The sequence below is a fragment of the Kitasatospora sp. NPDC001547 genome (genome assembly GCF_042894165.1).
GTDB lineage: Bacteria > Actinomycetota > Actinomycetes > Streptomycetales > Streptomycetaceae > Kitasatospora.
In genome coordinates, this window is the sequence record NZ_JBIAVL010000016.1 from 61,666 (window position 1) to 81,417 (window position 19,752).

At 73.8% G+C, this 19,752-nt stretch carries 19 protein-coding genes and 1 pseudogene; 6 read left to right on the forward strand and 14 right to left on the reverse strand.

Features of this window, described 5'->3' with window-relative positions; genetic code table 11:
• Positions 1-210 precede the first annotated feature (210 nt).
• Positions 211-1,878: a fibronectin type III domain-containing protein gene (locus ACFY0X_RS26510; RefSeq protein ID WP_387758134.1), complete on the forward strand. Its 1,668-nt coding sequence runs from the start codon at positions 211-213 to the stop codon at positions 1,876-1,878.
• Positions 1,879-2,001: 123 nt separating this feature from the next.
• Here ACFY0X_RS26510 and ACFY0X_RS26515 read toward each other — a convergent pair whose 3' ends face one another.
• Together ACFY0X_RS26515 and ACFY0X_RS26520 are read right to left on the reverse strand one after the other, a co-directional pair.
• The gene (locus tag ACFY0X_RS26515; RefSeq protein WP_387758136.1) at positions 2,002-2,334 is read right to left on the reverse strand and encodes a YnfA family protein; all 333 of its coding nucleotides are present in this window, start codon (positions 2,332-2,334) and stop codon (positions 2,002-2,004) included.
• A 31-nt stretch (positions 2,335-2,365) separates the two neighbouring features.
• The gene (locus ACFY0X_RS26520; protein ID WP_387758137.1) at positions 2,366-3,580 is read right to left on the reverse strand and encodes a pyridoxal phosphate-dependent aminotransferase; all 1,215 of its coding nucleotides are present in this window, start codon (positions 3,578-3,580) and stop codon (positions 2,366-2,368) included.
• Positions 3,581-3,677: 97 nt separating this feature from the next.
• Between ACFY0X_RS26520 and ACFY0X_RS26525 the strand changes: the two are divergent.
• Both ACFY0X_RS26525 and ACFY0X_RS26530 read left to right on the forward strand, forming a co-directional pair.
• Positions 3,678-4,031: pseudogene (locus ACFY0X_RS26525) on the forward strand (winged helix-turn-helix transcriptional regulator); the annotation flags it as partial.
• A gap of 296 nt (positions 4,032-4,327) precedes the next feature.
• Positions 4,328-5,140, forward strand: a complete 813-nt coding sequence (locus ACFY0X_RS26530) for an SGNH/GDSL hydrolase family protein (protein ID WP_387758138.1) — start codon at positions 4,328-4,330, stop codon at positions 5,138-5,140.
• On the opposite strand, the gene ACFY0X_RS26535 is transcribed toward ACFY0X_RS26530, so the two are convergent.
• Complete coding sequence (locus ACFY0X_RS26535; RefSeq protein ID WP_387758140.1) at positions 5,137-5,793, reverse strand: GNAT family N-acetyltransferase; 657 nt, start codon at positions 5,791-5,793, stop codon at positions 5,137-5,139. The two genes, ACFY0X_RS26530 and ACFY0X_RS26535, sit on opposite strands and share 4 nt — an antisense overlap.
• Before the next feature lie 128 nt (positions 5,794-5,921).
• Between ACFY0X_RS26535 and ACFY0X_RS26540 the strand changes: the two genes are divergently transcribed.
• Positions 5,922-6,848, forward strand: a complete 927-nt coding sequence (locus ACFY0X_RS26540) for a pentapeptide repeat-containing protein (protein WP_387758141.1) — start codon at positions 5,922-5,924, stop codon at positions 6,846-6,848.
• 60 nt (positions 6,849-6,908) lie between these two features.
• Here ACFY0X_RS26540 and ACFY0X_RS26545 read toward each other — a convergent pair whose 3' ends face one another.
• The 5 genes from ACFY0X_RS26545 to ACFY0X_RS26565 form a co-directional block, all read right to left on the reverse strand.
• Positions 6,909-7,469: a DinB family protein gene (locus ACFY0X_RS26545; RefSeq protein ID WP_387758142.1), complete on the reverse strand. Its 561-nt coding sequence runs from the start codon at positions 7,467-7,469 to the stop codon at positions 6,909-6,911.
• Between the two features lie 157 nt (positions 7,470-7,626).
• Positions 7,627-8,364, reverse strand: a complete 738-nt coding sequence (locus ACFY0X_RS26550; protein WP_387758143.1) for a tyrosine-protein phosphatase — start codon at positions 8,362-8,364, stop codon at positions 7,627-7,629.
• A gap of 23 nt (positions 8,365-8,387) precedes the next feature.
• A complete protein-coding gene (locus tag ACFY0X_RS26555) occupies positions 8,388-9,059 on the reverse strand; it encodes a TetR/AcrR family transcriptional regulator (protein ID WP_387758145.1) in 672 nt (223 codons plus the stop codon).
• A 113-nt stretch (positions 9,060-9,172) separates the two neighbouring features.
• Positions 9,173-9,316: a hypothetical protein gene (locus tag ACFY0X_RS26560; protein ID WP_387758146.1), complete on the reverse strand. Its 144-nt coding sequence runs from the start codon at positions 9,314-9,316 to the stop codon at positions 9,173-9,175.
• Between the two features lie 236 nt (positions 9,317-9,552).
• Positions 9,553-10,452: an aminoglycoside phosphotransferase family protein gene (locus ACFY0X_RS26565; protein ID WP_387758148.1), complete on the reverse strand. Its 900-nt coding sequence runs from the start codon at positions 10,450-10,452 to the stop codon at positions 9,553-9,555.
• 377 nt (positions 10,453-10,829) lie between these two features.
• Between ACFY0X_RS26565 and ACFY0X_RS26570 the strand changes: the two genes are divergently transcribed.
• Positions 10,830-13,304 (forward strand): Tex family protein, encoded by a 2,475-nt coding sequence (locus ACFY0X_RS26570; RefSeq protein ID WP_387758149.1) that lies wholly within the window; start codon positions 10,830-10,832, stop codon positions 13,302-13,304.
• A 119-nt stretch (positions 13,305-13,423) separates the two neighbouring features.
• Here ACFY0X_RS26570 and ACFY0X_RS26575 read toward each other — a convergent pair whose 3' ends face one another.
• From ACFY0X_RS26575 to ACFY0X_RS26600, 6 genes are all read right to left on the reverse strand, one after another.
• Positions 13,424-13,885: an SHOCT domain-containing protein gene (locus tag ACFY0X_RS26575; protein WP_387758151.1), complete on the reverse strand. Its 462-nt coding sequence runs from the start codon at positions 13,883-13,885 to the stop codon at positions 13,424-13,426.
• A 323-nt stretch (positions 13,886-14,208) separates the two neighbouring features.
• Positions 14,209-14,610, reverse strand: coding sequence for an NUDIX hydrolase (locus ACFY0X_RS26580; protein ID WP_387758152.1), 402 nt, complete (start codon positions 14,608-14,610; stop codon positions 14,209-14,211).
• Positions 14,607-15,767 carry a type III polyketide synthase gene (locus tag ACFY0X_RS26585; protein ID WP_387758153.1) on the reverse strand — a complete coding sequence of 387 codons (1,161 nt, stop codon included), beginning with the start codon at positions 15,765-15,767 and terminating at the stop codon, positions 14,607-14,609. The genes ACFY0X_RS26580 and ACFY0X_RS26585 overlap by 4 nt, the downstream gene beginning before the upstream one ends.
• Before the next feature lie 50 nt (positions 15,768-15,817).
• Entirely contained in the window at positions 15,818-17,023 is a 1,206-nt protein-coding gene (locus ACFY0X_RS26590; RefSeq protein WP_387758154.1) for a cytochrome P450, read from the reverse strand.
• A gap of 186 nt (positions 17,024-17,209) precedes the next feature.
• Positions 17,210-17,917, reverse strand: a complete 708-nt coding sequence (locus ACFY0X_RS26595; RefSeq protein ID WP_387758155.1) for a response regulator — start codon at positions 17,915-17,917, stop codon at positions 17,210-17,212.
• Entirely contained in the window at positions 17,914-18,816 is a 903-nt protein-coding gene (locus ACFY0X_RS26600; protein ID WP_387758156.1) for a sensor histidine kinase, read from the reverse strand. Before ACFY0X_RS26600 ends, ACFY0X_RS26595 begins: the two co-directional genes overlap by 4 nt.
• A gap of 139 nt (positions 18,817-18,955) precedes the next feature.
• Here ACFY0X_RS26600 and ACFY0X_RS26605 point away from each other — a divergent pair, with 139 nt between their 5' ends.
• Positions 18,956-19,678: an ABC transporter ATP-binding protein gene (locus ACFY0X_RS26605; protein WP_387758158.1), complete on the forward strand. Its 723-nt coding sequence runs from the start codon at positions 18,956-18,958 to the stop codon at positions 19,676-19,678.
• Positions 19,679-19,752 lie beyond the last annotated feature (74 nt).

Genomic DNA, 19,752 nt, shown 5'->3' on the forward strand with positions numbered 1-19,752 from the left:
TCCGGCCGGGCTCCTGCCGACCAGCCGGGGCCGCCGCCGACACCCGCTCAGACCGGGCGGCGCGAGGGGGCCATGATGCGGCGTCGGGACGGTACGGACACGTCCTTTGCCGAATCATGGTCGAACAATTGCGTTCGAATGACCGGCACGCTGCGACCCGTTCACCCGGCGTCCGTGCGCGATCAACGAACCGCTGGAAGAGTCCCGCGCATGGATATCCCCAACATGGGCGTGCCGGCCGAGCTCGCCGACCGCATGAGCATGGCCGAGCAGCACGAGTACCTGCGGGCCCGCTTCTCCCGCCGCCGGATGCTGCGCGCCGGTGCCGTGACCGTGGGCGCCGTCGCCGTCGGCGGCGCGCTGGGCAACGGGACGGCCTTCGCCGCCCCGGCCGGCCCGCAGCTGCTGACCGGCGGCACGACCGACGGCGTCGACGGCTCGCTGGTCGCGCCGACCGGCCGCCACCTGCAGTTCGGCCCCGAGCCGGACACCCAGTTCCGCATCTCCTGGCAGGTGCCGGCGCCGGTCAGGAAGCCCTTCCTGCGCTTCGGGAGGACCCCGTGGGAGCTGAGCCACAAGGTCCAGGCCGAGGTCCGCGCCCTGCACACCCCCGCGCTGACCCCGAACGGCCGGCCGGTGGACCAGTACTACCTGCACGTGGCGCTGGAGGACCTGCGCCCCGACACCACGTACTACTACGGTGTCGGCCACGAGGGCTTCGACCCGGCCTCGCAGCAGCGGATCTCCACCCTCCACACCTTCCGCACCGCGCCCGCCCGCGACCACCGCTGGGGCAAGGTGTACGAGCCGTTCACCTTCACCGCCTTCGGCGACCAGGGCGTCAGCGCGCACGCGGCCGGCAACGACCACGTCATCAAGGCCCAGAACCCGGCCTTCCACCTCCACGCCGGCGACATCTGCTACGCCGACCCGGCCGGTTCCGGCACCGACCCGGACAAGTCCGTCTTCAACGCGCGGACCTGGGACGACTTCCTGGTGCAGACCGAGCCGGTCGCCGCCGACGTCCCGTGGATGGTCGCGTACGGCAACCACGACATCGAGGCCTGGTACTCGCCGAACGGCTACGGCGGCGAGAACGCCCGCTTCTTCCTGCCGGACAACGGCCCGGACCCGCGCGCCGTCCCCGGCGTCTACACCTTCCGCTACAAGAACGTCGGCGTGATCTCGCTGGACGCCAACGACGTCTCCTACGAGATCCCGGCCAACCTGGGCATCTCGGCGAACAAGCAGACCAGGTGGCTGGAGCGCACCCTCAAGGACCTGCGCGGCGACGAGACCGTCGACTTCGTGGTGGTCTTCTTCCACCACTGCGCCTTCTCCACCACCGTCGCGCACGCCTCCGAGGGCGGCGTCCGCGAGGCCTGGGTGCCGCTGTTCGAGAAGTACCGGGTGGACCTGGTCATCAACGGCCACAACCACATCTACGAGCGCACCGACGCGATCCTCGGCAACAAGGTCTCGAAGCAGGTGCCGAGCGGCGCCACCATCGAGCCGGCCAAGGACGGCGTGGTCTACGTCACCGCGGGGGCGGCCGGCCGCAGCCTGTACAAGTTCGACGTGCCGGACACCTACGAGGGGCACGAGAACCACCAGGACGAGGTCAGCACCTACTACTGGAGCAAGGGCCGGGTGAAGACCCCCGAGACGATCCAGTGGTCGCGGGTGCGCTACACCGGCTACTCCTTCATCAAGGTCGACGTCACCCCGAAGCACCTGGGCCAGAAGTCGGTCATGAAGGTCACCGCGCTGGCCGAGGACGGCACACAGATCGACAACTACACGATCCTGCGCGAGGTCGGCGAGGGCTGGGACTCGAACTCGGACGACGACGGCCAGGGCGGCGGCTGGGGCTGGTAGTCCCGGCGGGCCCGGCGGGGCCCCGGCGCCGGAGGTGCGGCGCCGGGGCCCGCACCGCCCGGCGCCGGCCGTCCCGGCGCGGGCCCGTACGCCTCAGTGCCGGGGGCCTCAGCGCCGTACGCCTCAGCGCCGGGGCCCGTACATGATGACGGCGACCCCGGCCAGGCAGATCAGCGCGCCCAGCACGTCGTAGCGGGTCGGCCGGAAGCCGTCCACCACCACGCCCCACAGCAGCGAACCGGCCACGAACACCCCGCCGTACGCGGCCAGCACCCGGCCGAAGTGGCTGTCCGGCTGCAGCGCCGCGACGAAGCCGTACGCGCCGAGCACCACCACGCCCACCCCGGCCAGCCACCACGGCCGTTGCTCGCGCACGCTCTGCCAGACCAGCCAGCAGCCGCCGATCTCGGCGAGCGCGGCGAGGACGAACAGGGCGACGGAGCGGAGGACGGCCATGGCCCCGAGCGTACGGGGACGCCGTGGCCGTTCAGCCCTGGCGGTAGGTGGCCAGGAAGCGCCCGATCCGGTTGACGGCCGTCTCCAGGTCGTCGGCCCGGGGCAGGGTGACGAAGCGGAAGTGGTCCGGGCGGGGCCAGTTGAAGCCGGTGCCCTGGACGACGTGGATCTTCTCGCGCAGCAGCAGGTCCAGCACGAACCGCTCGTCGTCGACGATCCGGTGCACCGCCGGGTCGAGCCGGGCGAAGGCGTACAGCGCGCCCTTGGGCTTGACGCAGCTGACGCCGGGGATCTCGTTGAGCGCCTTGACCGCGATGTCGCGCTGCTCGGTGAGCCGGCCGCCGGGCAGCACCAGGTCGTTGATGGACTGGTGGCCGCCGAGTGCGGCCTGCACGGCGTACTGGGCGGGCACGTTGGGGCACAGCCGCATGCCGGAGAGCATGGTCAGGCCCTCCAGGTAGTCGGTGGCGTGCTGCCGGGGCCCGGAGACGACCAGCCAGCCGCTGCGGAAGCCGGCCACCCGGTAGGACTTGGAGAGGCCGTTGAAGGTGAGGGTCAGCACGTCGTCGGCCAGGGCGGCCAGGCAGTGGTGCTCGGTGCCGTCGTAGAGGATCTTGTCGTAGATCTCGTCGGCCAGCACCATCAGGTGGTGGCGGCGGGCCAGGTCGAGGATGCCCTCCAGCAGTTCCTTCGGGTAGACCGCGCCGGTGGGGTTGTTGGGGTTGATGACGACGATCGCCTTGGTGCGGGCGGTGATCTTGGCGGCGATGTCGTCCAGGTCCGGGTACCACTCGGCCCCTTCGTCGCACAGGTAGTGCACGGCCTTGCCGCCGGCCAGCCGCACCACGGCGGTCCAGAGCGGGTAGTCGGGCATCGGCACGAGCACCTCGTCGCCGTCGTCCACCAGCGCGGTGACGGCCATCTGGATCAGCTCGGAGACGCCGTTGCCGAGGAAGACGTCGTCGACGGTGACGCCCTCGACCCCGCGCTGCTGGTAGTACTGCACCACCGCGCGGCGGGCCGGCAGGATGCCGCGCGAGTCGCTGTACCCGTGCGCCTTGGGCAGGTTGCGGATGATGTCCTGGATGATCTCCTCGGGCGCCTCGAAGCCGAACGGAGCCGGGTTGCCGGTGTTCAGCCGCAGCACGCTGTGCCCGGCCTCCTCCAGGGCGTTGGCCTGGTCGACCACCGGTCCGCGGATCTCGTAGCACACGTCATTCAGCTTGCTGGACTGCCGAAACTCCATCTGCGGCCTCCCGACCGTCACCACCGCTCCGCTGCTTCAGCTTTGTTCTACCAAGTGTGTACTTGGAAAGTCCAACCTCTTGGCTATGCTGATCCGCATGTCACGCCGAAGCTACGACCAGTACTGCGCCGTCGCCCGCGCCCTGGACGCGGTGGGGGAGCGCTGGAGCCTCCTGATCGTCCGTGAGCTCCTCGGTGGCCCGCGCCGCTACACCGACCTGCACGCCGACCTGCCCGGCGTCTCCACCGACATCCTGGCCACCCGGCTCAAGCAGCTGGAGGGGGAAGGGCTGGTCGTCCGCCGCCGACTGGAACGGCCCGCCAACGCGATGGTCTACGAACTGACCGGGCGCGGCCGCGAACTGCGGTCGGTCGTCGAGGCGTTGGGGGAGTGGGGGCTCGCCGCCCTCGGCGAGCAGCGGCCCACCGACGCCGTGCGCGAGCACTGGTTCACGCCCCGGAAGGCGGCGGAGGAGACGGCGGCGGTCCCGGCCGGCTGACGGTGGTCGCGCCGGCCGGCGGCCGATGCCCGCGGGGCGTGCCCGGAGGGGACCGGGGCGGCGGCAAGGCCCCCGTCGCCGGCCGCCGCCCCGTGGCCCCACGATGGCCCGGGCCGATAAACGAACACTCGACGTGCGATGAGCGCCGGGCCCGCCGCCGTTCCCGAGTGGGCACACACGTACGATCGTCGGATCGCGAAGCCGTCTCGGGAGACCACTCGGGAGACCAGGAGAGCGGAGGCCAGCCCGTGCCCACCCCCTACCGCAGCTACGTCGCCGTCGGCGACTCCTTCACCGAGGGCATGGGCGACGACCTGTTGCCCGACGGCCACTACCGGGGCTGGGCCGACCGGGTCGCCTCGGCGCTGGCCGGCGAGACCTCGGCGCCGGCCGGTGGGACCTCGGCGCCGGCCGGTGGGAACGGCGGCTTCCGGTACGCCAACCTCGCCGTCCGCGGCAAGCTGATCGGCCAGATCCACGACGAGCAGCTCGCCCCCGCCCTCGCGATGGGCGCCGAGCTGGTCACCCTGGCCGGCGGCCTCAACGACGTGCTGCGCCCCGGCTGCGACATCGACGCGGTCGAGCGGCAGCTCGGCCGCTGCGCCACCGAGCTGCGCGCCGGCGGCGCCACCGTCGTGCTGTTCACCAGCACCGACCCCACCCGCCGCCTGGCGGGCAGCGCCCGGCTGCTGCCCGCGATCCTGCGGATGAAGGCCTTCGTCCAGGAGCTGGGCCGGCAGGACGGCTTCGTCGTGGTCGACCTGTTCTCCGCGCCCTGCTTCGACGACCGCCGGCTGTGGGCCGAGGACCGCCTGCACCTCGCGCCCGAGGGCCACCGCAGGGTCGCCGCGGGCGTGCTGGAGGCGCTCGGCCGCCCCGCCGCCTTCGACTGGCGCGCCCCGCTGCCCGCCGCCGCCCCGGCCGGCCGCGCCGAGCGGCTGCGCGCAGACGCCCGCTGGCTGGGCACCCACCTCGGCCCGTGGATCGGCCGCCGCCTCACCGGCCGCTCCTCCGGCGACGGCCGCCCGGCGAAGCGGCCGGAGCTACTGCCCTACTCCTAGGCCTCCGGGCGTTCCGGCTGCAGGACCAGGCTCGCCATCGGGGCGTGGGTGGTCCAGCCGAGCGCCGTGTAGAGCGCCTGGCCCTCCGGCGTGCCGACCAGCACGCCGGTGCGCGCGCCCCGCTCGTACGCGGCGGACTGGAGCGTCCGCATCGCCAGCGCGCCCAGGCCCCGGCGGCGGTGCTCGGGCACGGTGGTGATCTGGTCCGGTACGGCCACCGGGCCGGCCAGGCCCGCCTGGCCGCGGGCGGCGAGGTGCCCCTCCCCGGTGCGCACCAGCGCCCGGAGGACTCCGCCGCGCTCCCAGGTGGTCACGGTGTAGCCGGCCGGGGCCCGGGGCCGCTCGGCGGTGAGCGGGACGCTCATCAGGAAGCCCGGCACGTCCAGGCGCCACCGCTCGTCCAGCCACGGGCGCACGGTCGCGTCCTCGGTGAACAGCTTCAGCCAGGTGGTCGGCGCGGTGACGGTCTCGCCGAGCTTGCGGACGTCGGCCTCGGTCGGCTCGGGCAGCACGTGCCGGCCCACCTCGCCGGCCGGTGCCCCGACGTCGATGCTCCAGCCCCAGGGCTGGTCGACGGGCTCGGCGGAGCCGCGCGAGACGGTCCAGCCCGAGATCCACATCCGGACGAGTTCCCTGATGCCCGGGTCCTGCATGGCGCCCACCCCTATGTGTAATAGTCCAAAGGTCCCTGCGTACCTTACAGGCGCCGAGGGCCGTCTGCCCAGTAGGATTTCCGGGTTCACCGCGCCGTCCGGCGCTCGGCTGTAGGAAGGACCGGAACGTGCGCGAGACCGAACCGCCGCAGAACCCCACGGCGGCCGCGCCGACCCCGCTCGAATCCGACTGCGGCAGCTGCTTCGGCCTCTGCTGCGTCGCCCTGCCGTTCGCCGTCGGCAGCGACTTCGCCATGAACAAGGCCGCCGGCAGCGCCTGCCACAACCTCCGGACCGACTTCAGCTGCGGCATCCACGCCCAGCTGCGCGACCGGGGCTTCCAGGGCTGCACCGTCTACGACTGCTTCGGCGCCGGGCAGCGGGTCTCCCAGGTGACCTTCGGCGGCCGCAGCTGGCGCGAGGAGCCGGACAGCGCCAAGCCGATGTTCGACGTCTTCCCGATCGTGCGGCAGCTGCACGAGCTGCTCCACTACCTCACCGAGGCGCTCACCTTCGAACCCGCCGGAGCCGTCCACGACGAGCTGCGGCAGGCGCTGGCGGAGACCGACCGGCTGGCCGGCGGCGCCCCCGAGGAGATCCTCGCCGTCGACGTCCCGGCCCACCGGCAGCGGGTCAGCGAGCTGCTGCTGCGCGCCAGCGAACTGGTCCGCGCCGCCGTCCCGCGCCGCCGCGAGCACCGGGGCGCCGACCTCTTCGGCGCCCGGCTGCGCGGCGCCGACCTGCGGGGGGCCAACCTGCGCGGCGCCCTGCTCGTCGCGGCCGACCTCTCCGGCGCGGACCTGCGCCTCGCCGACCTGGTCGGTGCGGACCTGCGGGACGCCGACCTGGCCGGCGCGGACCTCACCACGGCCCTCTTCCTCACCCAGGCCCAGCTCAACGCCGCCCGCGGCGACGCCACCACCCGCCTCCCGGCGGGCCTCACCCGGCCCGGTCACTGGCCCGAGAAGGCCCCGGCCTCGAAGGCGCCCCGCCGGGCCGGCGGCCCCCGCCCGTCCCGGAGCCCCCGATCGTCCGGGGCCCCGCGCCGCAAGTAGGGCCCGGCGCCGCTGGTCCCGGCGCAGCGGGCGGGCGCCCACAGCAGGTAGGCCCGGGTGCTACTGGCCCACCCGGCCGTCGACGCACTCGCGCAGCAGGTCGGCGTGGCCGCAGTGCCGGGCGTACTCCTCGATCCGGTGCACCAGCAGTTCCCGGATCGCGATCCGGGAACTGCCGACCCGCTCACCCAGGTCCCGGTGTCCGGCCAACTCGGCGTCCAGCGCCGCCTGTTCGCGCTCCAGGTCGCGGAACGCGGCCTCCACCACGGCCTGGTCGCCGACCGCCTCGTCGAAGTCCGCGTCCCGCCCGCCGTACAGCCTGGGCAGCGGCTCGCCGTCGGTGATCCAGTTCCGCCAGTCCCGTTCCACCTCGGCCAGGTGCCGGACCAGCCCGAGCAGCGACATCGTCGACGGCGGGACCGAGCGGCGGGCCAGCTGCTCCGGGTCCAGGCCGTCGCACTTCATCCGCAGGGTCAGCCGGTAGTTGGTCAGGCAGTCCTGGAGTGCCCCGAGTTCGCCGTCGGGGCTGGGCCCGTCACTGTTGCGGGGGTCGTCGTCCGGGTCGGCCCACATGTCGGGGTGAACGGTCGCCTCGGTCCATCGCACGGGTTGTTCGGTCATGCGGTGCATGATCGTCCGTGACCACCCCGTCCCGCCACCGGGTTGTGCCGCGCCCCGGTCCTCGCCCGGGCCGCTGCCGACGGTGCGGCGCGCGTGGGAAGTCGGACGGGCCGACTTCCCACGCGGCACGTCGTCTGCTCAGGCGGTCAGCAGACGGTCAGCGGGCGGTCAGCAGCCGGGCGCGCAGGGCCTCGATCTGGTCGCGGCCGACGCCGAGGGTGCCGGTGAGGTAGCCCTCGACCGAGCCGTGGCGCTCGGCGAGGTCGGCCAGGACGAGCCGGATGACGGTTTCCGGCGCGCGCCCGTAGCCGGGCCAGCGCAGGGCGCGGCCGGGGTGGGCGGCGTGCCACTCGGCGACGAGGCGCGGGGTGGCGAGCTCGGTGAGCGCGAAGTTGGCGGCGATGTCGTCCTCGCCGACGCCGAGCAGGGTGTGCAGCAGGGCGGCGATCAGCCCGGTGCGGTCCTTGCCGGAGGCGCAGTGGAAGACCACCGGGGCCTCGGCGGCCGTGATCACGTCCAGGACCTGGCGGATCTCCTTCACCCCGTCCTCGGCGACCTCGGCGAAGCGGTCGGCGAGGTAGCGCCAGGGGTCGAGCTCCGGGTCGATCTCGGCCTGGTCGTACGGGCGGTGCTCGATCGAGAGGTTGTGGTACTCCAGGCCCTCGAACTCCGGCACCCGGCCCTTGGCGGCGATCTCCCAGGGGTAGCGCAGGTCGATCACGGTCCGCACCCCGAGGGCCCGCAGCCGGTCGAGGTCCTCGGGGGTGCCGAGCTTGCCGAGCGAGTCGGAGCGGTACAGCAGCCCCCACCGGACGGACCGTCCGTCGGCGGTCGGATAGCCGCCCAGGTCACGGAAGTTGTGCAGGGCGTCGAAGGGGATGTGGCGCATTGTCATGCGCGCACTCTAGCCAGCGGGCCTCAGCCGGCGGCCGGCCGGTCCCCGGCGCCGGTCCGGTTCCCGGCGGCCGGGCCGTAGCCGTGGGCGAGCAGGTCGAAGGCGCGGGTGGCGTCGCCGACGGCTTCGGCGTGCAGGTCGTCGGCGCTGCGGCCGTCCTGGATGCGGCGCCAGTTGTGCAGGGCGAGCACCCGCTGGGTGGCGGTGACCTGGGCGGCGAGCAGGGCGGCGGCGAGGTCCTGCGGCCCGGGCAGGCCGGCGGCCTCGCGCAGCGCCTCGGCCAGCGACCGCTCGGCGCGGGCCACGTACTCGCCGACCCGGGCGGCCAGGCTGGGGGTGCCGTAGACCAGGGCGGTGAAGGCGAGCACCGCGGGGTGGTCGTTGAGGCCGGTGACCGGGTCGCGCCGGGCGAGGCCGGCCAGGAAGTCCCGCAGCAGCGCGTCGAGCACCGGCTCGCCGGGCAGCCGCCCGCGGACCACCTCGGCGGCCTGCTCCTGGTGGTCGGCGAAGCGGTGGACGACCAGGTCCTCCTTGGTGGGGAAGTAGGAGAACAGCGTCGGCTTGGAGACCTCGGCGGCCGCCGCGACGTCCGCCACCGACACCCGGTCGAAGCCGTGCTCCAGGAAGAGCGCGATGGCCGCCTCGGAGATGACCCGCCGGGTCCGCTCCTTCTTCCGCTCCCGCAGTCCGCTCATGCGGGACAGGCTAACAGCGGGGATTGACCGGGGCAGGTTTCTGGCCTGGTATGACAATCCGCGGAGCCCCGGGACGCGTCCCGGGCCGGAGCTCCGGAAGCGTCCTCACCGTCTCAGGCCGTGAGCGAGCCCGTGCTCTGGCGGACCGGTTCCACCACCGGTGCACCCGCCGTGACCGGCGAGGCGGTGCCGTCGCCGGCGGCCTCCAGCGACTCGTCCGGCACCTCGCGGTCCTCGGCCGGCAGCTGGTCGCGCAACCGCCGGATGGCGGTGGCGAGTTCGCGCAGGGCGGCCTGCGGGACGACGGGCGCCCGGTTCTTGACGATGCCGGCGTCGTGGTCGCCGTACTGGTCGACGGAATCGCCGACGTCGAAGCCGCTCGATCTGCCAGGGACGATGGCTCACCACGGCGCCGGTCGCGGAAGCGGACGCGCCCGCGCCGCGCCCCGCTCTACACGCCCCGCTCTACACGCCCCGCTCTACACGCCCCGCTCTACACGCTGCGGTCGGCGAGCACCTCGCGGACGACGTGGCGGGCGTTGGCGGTCAGCGCCTGGTCGGTGTGGCGGTAGTACGGGATCGTCACCAGGGCGATGGAGAACGCCCAGGCGCGGCCGCGGGCCCACATGGCATCGTCGGCGTGCAGGGCGGCGCGGAAGGCCGGACGGGCGGTGGCGGGCAGCAGGTTCCAGGCGGCGATCAGGTCGGCGGTCGGGTCGCCGACGCCCATCAGGGCGAAGTCGATGACGGCGGAGAGCCGGCCGGTGCGGGCGAGCAGCAGATTGCCGGGGGTGAGGTCGCCGTGCAGCCAGACCGGCGGGCCGGCGTACTCGGGGAGGCGAAGTGCCTTGTCCCACAGCGCGGTTGCGGCCGCCGTGTCGATCGAGCCGGAGAGCTGGGCGATGGCCGCGCGGGTGGCGCCGTCCCGGGAGGCGAGCGGCGCGCTGCGCTGGGAGGCCGGAGCGCCGGCCGGGTCGACGGCGCGCAGGGCGTTGACGAAGCCGGCCAGGTCGCGGGCCAGGCCCTCGGGCGCGGCCAGTGCCCCGACCACCGGGTTGGCGCCGTCGAGCCAGTGCAGCACCGACCACTCCCACGGGTAGCCGGCGGCGGGCCGGCCGACCGCGAGCGGCGCGGGGACCGGCAGCGGCAGCCGCGGCGCCAGCCGGGACAGCCACTGCTGCTCGCGCCGCGGGCCCCCGGCGGCCCACCCCACCCGGGGCAGCCGGACGGCGAGTTCGGGTCCGAGCCGGAACATCGCGTTGTCCGCCCCGGGGACGGGGACGGGGGTGACGGGGAGGCGCTCCCACTGCGGGAACTGGGCGGAGATCAGCCGCCGCACCAGGGGCGCGTCGACCACCGGTCCGTCGGGGTGCATCCGGGTGGCAGCGCACATGCCCGGCAGCGTACAGCGCCGGTCGTCGCCGTTCAGCAGGATTCCCGAACTGCCCGAACTTCTCAGCTGATGGGATGCTCAGCGGTCAGCGGTCAGCGGTCAGCGGTCAGCGGTCAGCGGTCAGCGGTCAGCGGTCAGCGGTCAGCGGACGGCGGGCGGCGGGCGGTTCCCGGCCCCGCCCGTCGGCCGGGGAACCCCCAACCGCGCCCCAACCGAGCCCCGCCCGAGCCCCGGTGGAGCCCCGCGCCGGTCCCGGGACCGGTCCCGCGACGGCGCGCCACGCCCGGCCGCCCCGGGTGCGGCCGGGCGCCGTCGTCGGCACCTGCCAGAATGCAGGGCGTACGGCGCAAGCACTGAAGGAGAAGGTGACCGGCTTCGTGACCACGCCAGTCGAACAGGGGGCCCGGCAGGCCCAGCAGGCGATCGAGCGGAAGATCGCCGAGGAACTGGGCGTCCGCGAAGGGCAGGTGAAGGCGGCGGTCGACCTGCTCGACGGCGGCGCGACCGTGCCCTTCGTCGCCCGCTACCGCAAGGAGGTCACCGGCTCCCTCGACGACGCCCAGCTGCGCGCCCTGGAGGAGCGGCTGCGCTACCTGCGCGAGTTGGAGGACCGCCGGGCGGCCGTCCTGGAGTCGATCGAGGCCCAGGGCAAGCTGGACGACGCGCTGCGCGCCCAGGTGCTCGCCGCCGACTCCAAGGCCCGCCTGGAGGACATCTACCTGCCGTTCAAGCCGAAGCGGCGCACCAAGGCGCAGATCGCCCGCGAGGCCGGCCTGGAGCCGCTCGCCGACACCCTGCTCGCCGATCCGGACCAGGACCCGGCCGCGCTGGCCGACCAGTACCTCAACGACTCCGTGGCGGACCGGAGTGCCGCCCTGGAGGGCGCCCGGGCGATCCTGGTCGAGCGCTTCGGCGAGGACGCCGACCTGGTCGGCTCGCTGCGCGAGCGGATGTGGACCCGCGGCCGGCTGGTCGCGAAGGTCCGCGACGGCAAGGAGGGCGACGGCGCCAAGTTCGCCGACTACTTCGACTTCGCCGAGCCGTACACCAAGCTCCCCTCGCACCGCATCCTGGCGATGCTGCGCGGCGAGAAGGAGGAGGTGCTCGACCTCGAACTCTCCCCGTACGACGGCGAGTCCGAGGGCGACCTGCCCGGCGAGAACGACTACGAGCAGCGGATCGCCGCCCGCTTCGGCATCGCCGACCGCGGCCGCCCGGCCGACAAGTGGCTCGGCGACACCGTCCGTTGGGCCTGGCGCACCCGCATCCTGGTCCGGCTCGGCATCGACCTGCGGGCCCGGCTGCGCGCCGAGGCCGAGGAGGAGGCGGTGCGGGTCTTCGCCGCCAACCTCCGCGACCTGCTGCTCGCCGCCCCGGCCGGCACCCGCGCCACCATGGGCCTGGACCCGGGCTTCCGCACCGGCGTGAAGGTCGCCGTGGTCGACGCCACCGGCAAGGTCGTCGCGTACGACACGATCTACCCGCACCAGCCCGCCAACAAGTGGGACGCGGCCCTGGCCACCCTGGCGGCCCTGGCGAGGAAGCACGACGTCGACCTGGTCGCGATCGGCAACGGCACCGCCTCCCGGGAGACCGACAAGCTCGCCGAGGACCTGCTCAAGCGCCACCCCGAGCTGAAGCTCACCAAGGCGATGGTCAGCGAGGCCGGCGCCTCGGTCTACTCGGCCTCCGCCTTCGCCTCGCAGGAGCTGCCGGACCTGGACGTGTCGATCCGCGGCGCGGTCTCGATCGCCCGCCGGCTCCAGGACCCGCTGGCCGAGCTGGTCAAGATCGACCCCAAGTCGATCGGCGTCGGCCAGTACCAGCACGACCTGAGCGAGGTGAAGCTCTCCCGCTCGCTGGACGCCGTGGTCGAGGACTGCGTCAACGCCGTCGGCGTGGACGTCAACACCGCCTCGGCGCCGCTGCTCACCCGGGTCTCCGGGATCACCGGCACCCTGGCCGACAACATCGTGGCCCACCGCGACGCCAACGGGCCGTTCCGCACCCGCAGGCAGCTCAAGGACGTCGCCCGGCTCGGCCCCAAGGCCTTCGAGCAGTGCGCCGGCTTCCTGCGCATCCCCGACGGCGAGGACCCGCTGGACGCCTCCAGCGTGCACCCCGAGGCCTACCCGGTGGTGCGCCGCATCCTGGCCTCGACCGGCGGGGAGCTGCGCGAGCTGATCGGCAACGGCGAGCGGCTGCGGGCGCTGCGTCCGGCGGACTTCGCCGACGACACCTTCGGCGTCCCGACCGTCACCGACATCCTCGGCGAGCTGGACAAGCCGGGCCGCGACCCGCGTCCGGCGTTCCGCACCGCGACCTTCAAGGAGGGCGTCGACAAGATCGGCGACCTGGAGGTCGGCATGGTGCTGGAGGGCGTGGTCACCAACGTCGCCGCCTTCGGCGCCTTCGTGGACGTGGGCGTCCACCAGGACGGGCTGGTGCACGTCTCGGCGCTGTCGAGGAACTTCGTCAAGGACCCGCGCGAGGTGGTCAAGCCCGGCGACATCGTCAAGGTCCGGGTGCTCACGGTGGACGTGCCGCGCAAGCGGATCGGGCTGACCCTGCGGCTGGACGACGAGGTCGGCCGCGAGCGCGGCGGCGACCGCGGCGACCGCGGTGACCGCCAGGCCCGCCCGCCGCGCCAGGAGCGCCGCAGCGGCGGCCAGGGCGGCCGCGGCGGCCAGGACCGGCGCGGGGGCGGCGGTCAGGGCGGCGGCCAGGTCGGCGATCGCGGCGGCTTCGGCAGCGGCGCTCCGGCCAACAGCGCCATGGCGGACGCGCTGCGCCGCGCGGGCCTCACCGGCGGCGACGGCGGCTCGGGCGACCGCCGCTCCGGGCGGCGCTGAGCCGCCCCGGGCACGAAGGACGCGCGACCGCACGACACGCGACCGCACGACCGCACGACACACCACGGCCGGGGGCAGGTGGGCGCAGGACGCACCCGCCGGCCCCCGGCCGTCGTCCGTCACACCAGGAGCTTCTCCTTGGCCTTCTGGTACTCCTCGTCCGAGATGGCGCCCCGGTCCCTCAGGTCCGCCAGCTTGGCCAGGTCGTCGACGTGGCTGCGGCCCGCACCGGGACCGGTAGCGGTGCCGACGCCGGTGGCACCGACGCCGCCCGGCGCCGACCCGGCCGCGTCCCGGATGTAGGCCCTGAACGCGTCCTCGGACCGCTGCGCCTGTTCGACGTCCCGTCTGCCCATCGACTGCCCGCGGGCGATCAGGTAGGCGAGGACGCCGATCAGCGGCAGGACGATCACCAGGACCAGCCAGCCGGCCTTGCCCCAGCCGCTGAGGTCGTGGCTGCGGAAGATGTCCGTGATGATCTTGAACAGCAGGAAGAACCAGAGGATCCAGAGGAACAGCTCCAGCATCGTCCAGAAGATGTTGAGCACCGGGTAGTCCACGGCCAGCAGTTTGGTCTCCATGGCCGAGTCATATCACCGCAAAACGGACACGACTCTCCGTTGTTCGGCTGTTCCGGTGGTCTTCCGCTCCGACGGGAATATCCGCTCCGACGGGAATGTCCGCGGCGCGGGAAGGCCGCGGGGGCCTCCGGGAGGGGGCCTCAGCCGAGCCCGGCCCGCCGCCGCAGCTCCACCGCCAGCTCGACCAGCTCGCCCCACCAGGCGTCGTGCCCGGCCAGCAGCAGCCGCCGGGCCTCCGCGGGCGCCACCGGCCGCACCTCGACCACCTGCTCGCCGTCCGCCGGGTTGGTCGGCGCGGAGTCCAGCGCGACCTCGGCCCAGCCTCACAGCCAGGCCTTCTCCGGGTGCGGCTGCCACGGCCGGTACGGCACCGGGTCCTCGGTGCGGCAGCGGTGCGCGCCCAGCCAGTACGGCTCGCCGAGCAGCCGGGCGCCGGCCTCCTCCCGCAGCTCGCGGGCGAGGCAGGAGGGGATGCTCTCGTCCTGCTCCCGGGTGCCGCCGGGCAGGAACCAGTGGTCCCGGTCGTCACGGCAGAGCACCACCCGGCCGTCCACGAAGCCGACCAGGTGGATGTTGGTGACCAGCGCGTCCGGCGGCAGCTCGGTGGAGAACTGTGCGTCGAACCGCCCCCAACCCCAGTACTGCGGCGCGTGCAACGCGGGGAACAGCGAGGCGAGTTCGGCGGATCTGGCGGAGGCGTCGGCGCGGTCCGTGGTGTCGGTCATTCGGTGATGGTAGTGCCGGCCGGGAAACGGCGGGGGGCGGTCGGATGGACGAGGGCGATGTCGGGGGTGGAGGTGGCGCGTGGGAGGCGTGGGCGCGGGCCCTCGGCCGCGACGCCGACCCAACTGCCGAGGGAGATCTCGGCGGTGATGCCCGGTCCGAAGCCGGCGATCAGCCCGGTGGTGCCCTCGGGCACGCCGCCGTCGGCGAACAGCCGGGCCAGCGCGTCGAAGACCACGGCGCTGGCGATGTTGCCGCGTTCGGTGAGCGTCGCCCGGCTGTAGCGGAAGGTGGCCGGCTCCAGGTTGAGGAAGCGGCAGAGGTCGTCCAGGATGCGGGGGCCGCCCGCGTGCACGATGTAGAAGCCGAGTCCGGAGACGTCCCAGCCGTGGTCCCCGGCCAGGCCGCGCAGCGCGGGCGCGAGCATCTCCATGGTGCCGGGCACCCGCTTGTCCAGCTGGAAGTGGAAGCCGGTGTCCTTCACCCCGTACGAGATCCAGTCAACGGTGTGCGGGACGAGGTGCGAGCCGTTGCGCTCGACCTGGACGCCGTGTCCGCCGTTGCCGCGCATCACCACCGCGGCGACGGCGTCCCCGAACAGGCCGTTGGAGAGCAGCGAGCCGACGCCGAGGTCGGTCGGCTGGTAGCAGAGCGAGCAGAACTCGCAGGCGACGATCAGCACGTTGGCGCCCGGGTAGGCGCGGCAGAAGTCGTGCGCCCGGTTGACGGCGGCGCCGCCGGCCGCGCAGCCGAGCTGGGCGATCGGCACCTGGCGGGTGTCGGAGCGGAAGCCCATGGTGTTGATCAGCCAGGCGGTCATCGACGGCATCATGAAGCCGGTGCACGAGACGTAGACGATCAGGTCGATGTCCTGGGCGGTCAACTCACCGTGGGCGAGGGCCCGTTCGACCACCTCGGGGACGCGCCGCTTGGCCTCCCGCTCGTACACCTCGTTGCGGATCGTGAAGCCCGGGTGGGTGAGTGTCCGCTCGATCGGCTGGACCAGGTGCCGGGTGCGCACCCCGGTGTTCTCGATCAGCCGCAGCGCCAGGCCGAGCTGGGGGTGGCCGGCGTGCAGGGTGCGCGCGAGGTCGAGGGTCTCGTCGAGGGTGATGACGTGCTCGGGCACGGCGATCGCCGGGCGGCAGAGAGTTGCCATGGTGCGGGTCTCCCCAGTGCTGCGGGAACGGTGGGTTGGAGGGGAGGCGGTTACCAGGCCACCGGCAGGGTGCGCGGGAAGCGCCAGATCGAGCCGGAGTTCCAGTCGAGTTCGGACGGCTCGACGGCCAGCCGCAGGCCGGGGAAGCGGCGCAGCAGGGTGCCGATGGCGACCTGCAGCTCCATCCGGGCCAGGTGCGAGCCGAGGCAGTGGTGCTGGCCGTAGCCGAAGGCCATGTGGGTGGGCGCGCCGCGGTCGAGGTCCAGCTCGTCGGGGCGTTCGTAGAAGGCCGGGTCCCGGTTGGCGGTGAGGTAGGAGACGTGCACGGCCTCGCCGGCCCGGATCAGCACGCCGCCCAGTTCGACGTCCTCGGTGGCGACCCGGGCGATGCCGACGCCCTGGCGGAACGGGATGAAGCGCAGCAGCTCTTCCAGGGCGCTCGGCAGCGTCTCGGGGCGGGCGCGCAGCTTCGCGAGCTGTTCGGGGTGGGTGAGCAGGGTGTAGGTGAGGTTGCCGAGCTGGTACGTGCTGGTGTCGTGGCCGGTGACCAGCAGGACCATCGCCATGACGGTCAGTTCGTCCGGGTCGAGCAGTTCGTCGCCGTCGCGGGCGGTGGCCAGGGCGCTGATCAGGTCCTCGCGGGGGTGCGCCCGGCGTTCGGCGGTCAGCTCGGTGAAGTAGCCGCGCAGCGCGGTCTTGGCGGCCTCCTGGCCGTCCCGGCTGCCCGGGCCCATCCGCATCATGGCGACCGCGTGGCCGCGCAGTTCGGCGCGGTCGGCGGCGGGGATGTCCAGCAGTTCGCAGATGGTGGTGAGCGGGAGGCGGTTGGCCAGGAAGTGCATCAGGTCGGCGGGGGCGCCGTGTTCGGTCATCTCGTCGAAGTAGCCGTCGACGGTGCGCTGGGTGGCCGGGCGCATCCGCTCGACCTGGCGGTTGGTGAAGCCCTGGGCGACCAGCCGGCGCAGCCGGTTGTGGGCGGGCGGGTCCATCAGGTTGATCGCCTCGGCCTGGGCGATCGGGGCGGGCGTCATCCGGGGCAGGTCGCGGCCGATGCCCCCGGCGCGGCTGAACCGGCGGTCGGTGGTGACCAGTTTGACGTCCTCGTAGCGGGTGGCCAGCCAGGCCTCGCCCTCGCCGTACGGCAGCCGGATCCTGGCGACCGGGGCTTCGGTGAGCAGCCGCTTCAGGAGGGGGTCGAACTCCAGGCCGTCGGTGTGGTGGAAGGGGCAGTCCCACACGGGGGCGGTGGTGGTCACGGGCCGGTCCAAGTGTTCTCGTCATGCCGGTGGCGGTGCCCGAGGCGTCGGTCCTGTTCGGGCGTGGACATGCAGATGGTGCCCCATGAACTGGCAAAAAGGCGGATTCGGCGAAGAGTTAGCTCTAAGGAGTGAGATTCGGATGATAGTCACGCGAATTGGGGCACGGTGCGGGCGAGTTGGCGGTCAGCCGCCCGGTGCCACCAGCCCGGTCTCGTAGGCGAGCACCACCGCCTGCGCCCGGTCGCGCAGGTGGAGCTTGGCGAAGATCCGGGCGACGTGGGTCTTCACCGTCGACTCGCTGAGGGTGAGTTCGCGCGCCAGCTCGGTGTTGGACAGCCCGCGCCCGAGCAGCGCGAGCACCTCCGCCTCGCGCGGGGTGAGCGGGGCGAGGTCCCGGTGCAGCGGCGGGCCGTCGGCGCCGGGGGCCGGGCGCGGGGCGCCGGCCGCGAAGCGCTCGACCAGGCGCCGGGTGATCGAGGGCGCGAGCAGCGCGTCGCCGGTGTCCACCAGCCGTACGGCGGCGGCGAGATGGGCCGAGGTGACGTCCTTGAGCAGGAAGCCGCTGGCCCCGGCGGACAGCGCGGCGTAGACGTAGTGGTCCAGGTCGAAGGTGGTCAGCATGATCACCCGGCAGTCCGGCACCTGGGCCAGGATGCGCCGGGCGGCCTCCAGGCCGTCCGTGCCGGGCATCCGGATGTCCAGCAGGGCGACGTCCGGGCGGTGCAGCACGGCGGCGGCCACCGCCTCGGCGCCGTCGGCGGCCTCGGCGACCACGTCGATGCCGCGTGCGGTGAGGATCATCCGGAAGCCGGTGCGGACCAGCTCCTGATCGTCGGCGATCACCACGCGCGGGCGGCGCGGCTCGTCGTGCTCCACGGGGCCCGCCGTCACGGCCGGTCCAGCGGGATGCGGGCGCGGACCCGGAAGCCGCCGCCGAGCCGGCGCCGGGCGTCCAGGTCCCCGCCGTACACCGCGACGCGCTCGCGCAGACCGATCAGCCCGCGCCCGGCGCCGTCGGCCGGTCGTGGCGCCGGTCGTGGCGCCGGTCGTGGCGTGGGCGGTGGCGTCGGCCCTGTCGTCGGCCGTGAGGACGGCCGCGGGGCCGGGCCGGGCGCCCCGGAGAGCACGCTCGGGCCGCTGTTGAGCACCTCCACCCGCAGGTAGTGGTCCGCGTAGCGCACCGTCACCTCCGCCGTCACCCCGTCCCCGTGCTTGAGCGCATTGGTCAGTGCCTCCTGGACGATCCGGTACGCCGTCACGTCGATGCCGCCGGGCAGCGGCCGCGGCTCGCCGGAGATCCGCACCTCGACCGGCAGCCCGGCGAAGGCGAACCGGTCGATCAGCGGGCTCAGCCGGCTCAGGCTGGGCTGTGGCGCGAAGCCGTCCGCGGCCGGTTCCTCGGCACCGTCGGCGGCGGGGGCGAGCAGGCCGAGCAGGTGCCGCAGTTCGGTCATGGTGTCCCGCCCGGCCGCCTCGACCGCCGCCATCGCGGCCGCCGCCTCCGCGGGCATGGTGGCCAGCACCTCGCGCGCGGCCCCGGCCTGCACCACCATCAGGCTCACGTTGTGGCTCACGATGTCGTGCAACTCGGCGGCGATCCGGGCCCGTTCGGCGTCCACGGCGGTGCGGGCGGCGCTCTCCCGCTCCCGTTCCAGCAGCCAGCCGCGCTCGCCGACGGCCGTCCGGTGCCGCCGTCGCGCCCGGGCGAGCGCCACCGCCAGCCACCCGGCCGCGCTGCTCGCCGCAGCGGCCGTCGCGGCCGCCGCCCAGTCCCACCCCGTTCCCCACACGGCGCCAGCCTCCCAGGTCAGGGCGTGGTCCACATCATCCGGGGGTGCCGCCTCCGTACATCCCGGGTACTACGGCCGCCCGCGGTTACACCCGGGGTGGGACGTACCGGTGGCGCCCCCGCCCCTACGGTCGTCCACCATGAGCAACCACGACGGGACCTCCGGGCCGGGCGACGCGCAGGTCGTCGTCCAGCTGTCCGGGGTGCACAAGGAGTTCGGCGACGCCAAGGCGCTCGACGGCGTCGACCTGCGGATCCGCGCGGGCGAGGCGGTCGCCGTGATGGGCCCCTCGGGGTGCGGCAAGTCCACCCTGCTGAACATGGTGGCCGGACTGGACCGGCCCACCGCCGGCACCGTCCGGGTGCAGGGGCAGGACCTCGGGCGGCTGAACGAGACCGGACTGGCGCTGTTCCGCCGCCGCCACATCGGCATGGTCTTCCAGTTCTTCAACCTGATCGACGACCTCCCCGCCCTCGACAACGTCGCCCTGGCCGCGCAGCTGACCGGCACCAGCGCCCGGCAGGCCCGCCGCCGGGCCCTGGAACTGCTGGACGAACTCGGCGTCGCCCACCGCAAGGACGTCTACCCGGCCGCGCTCAGCGGCGGCGAACGCCAGCGGGTCGCGGTGGCCCGGGCCCTGATGAACCGCCCGGCGCTGCTGCTCGCGGACGAGCCCACCGGCGCGCTGGACAGCCGCTCGGGCGAGCAGGTGATGGACCTGCTGATCGACCTCAACCAGATCGGCCAGACGCTGCTGATCGTCACCCACGACCCCGCCCTGGCCACCCGCTGCGCCAGCCGGCTGGTCGAGGTGGCGGACGGCCGTGTGGCGCGCGAGCGGATGCTGGAGGCGCAGTCGTGAACGAGCGACGCGGGACGACCGTCGAGGAGCGACGCGGGACGACCGTCGAGAGGCGCGCGTTGCGCGGAGCGCCC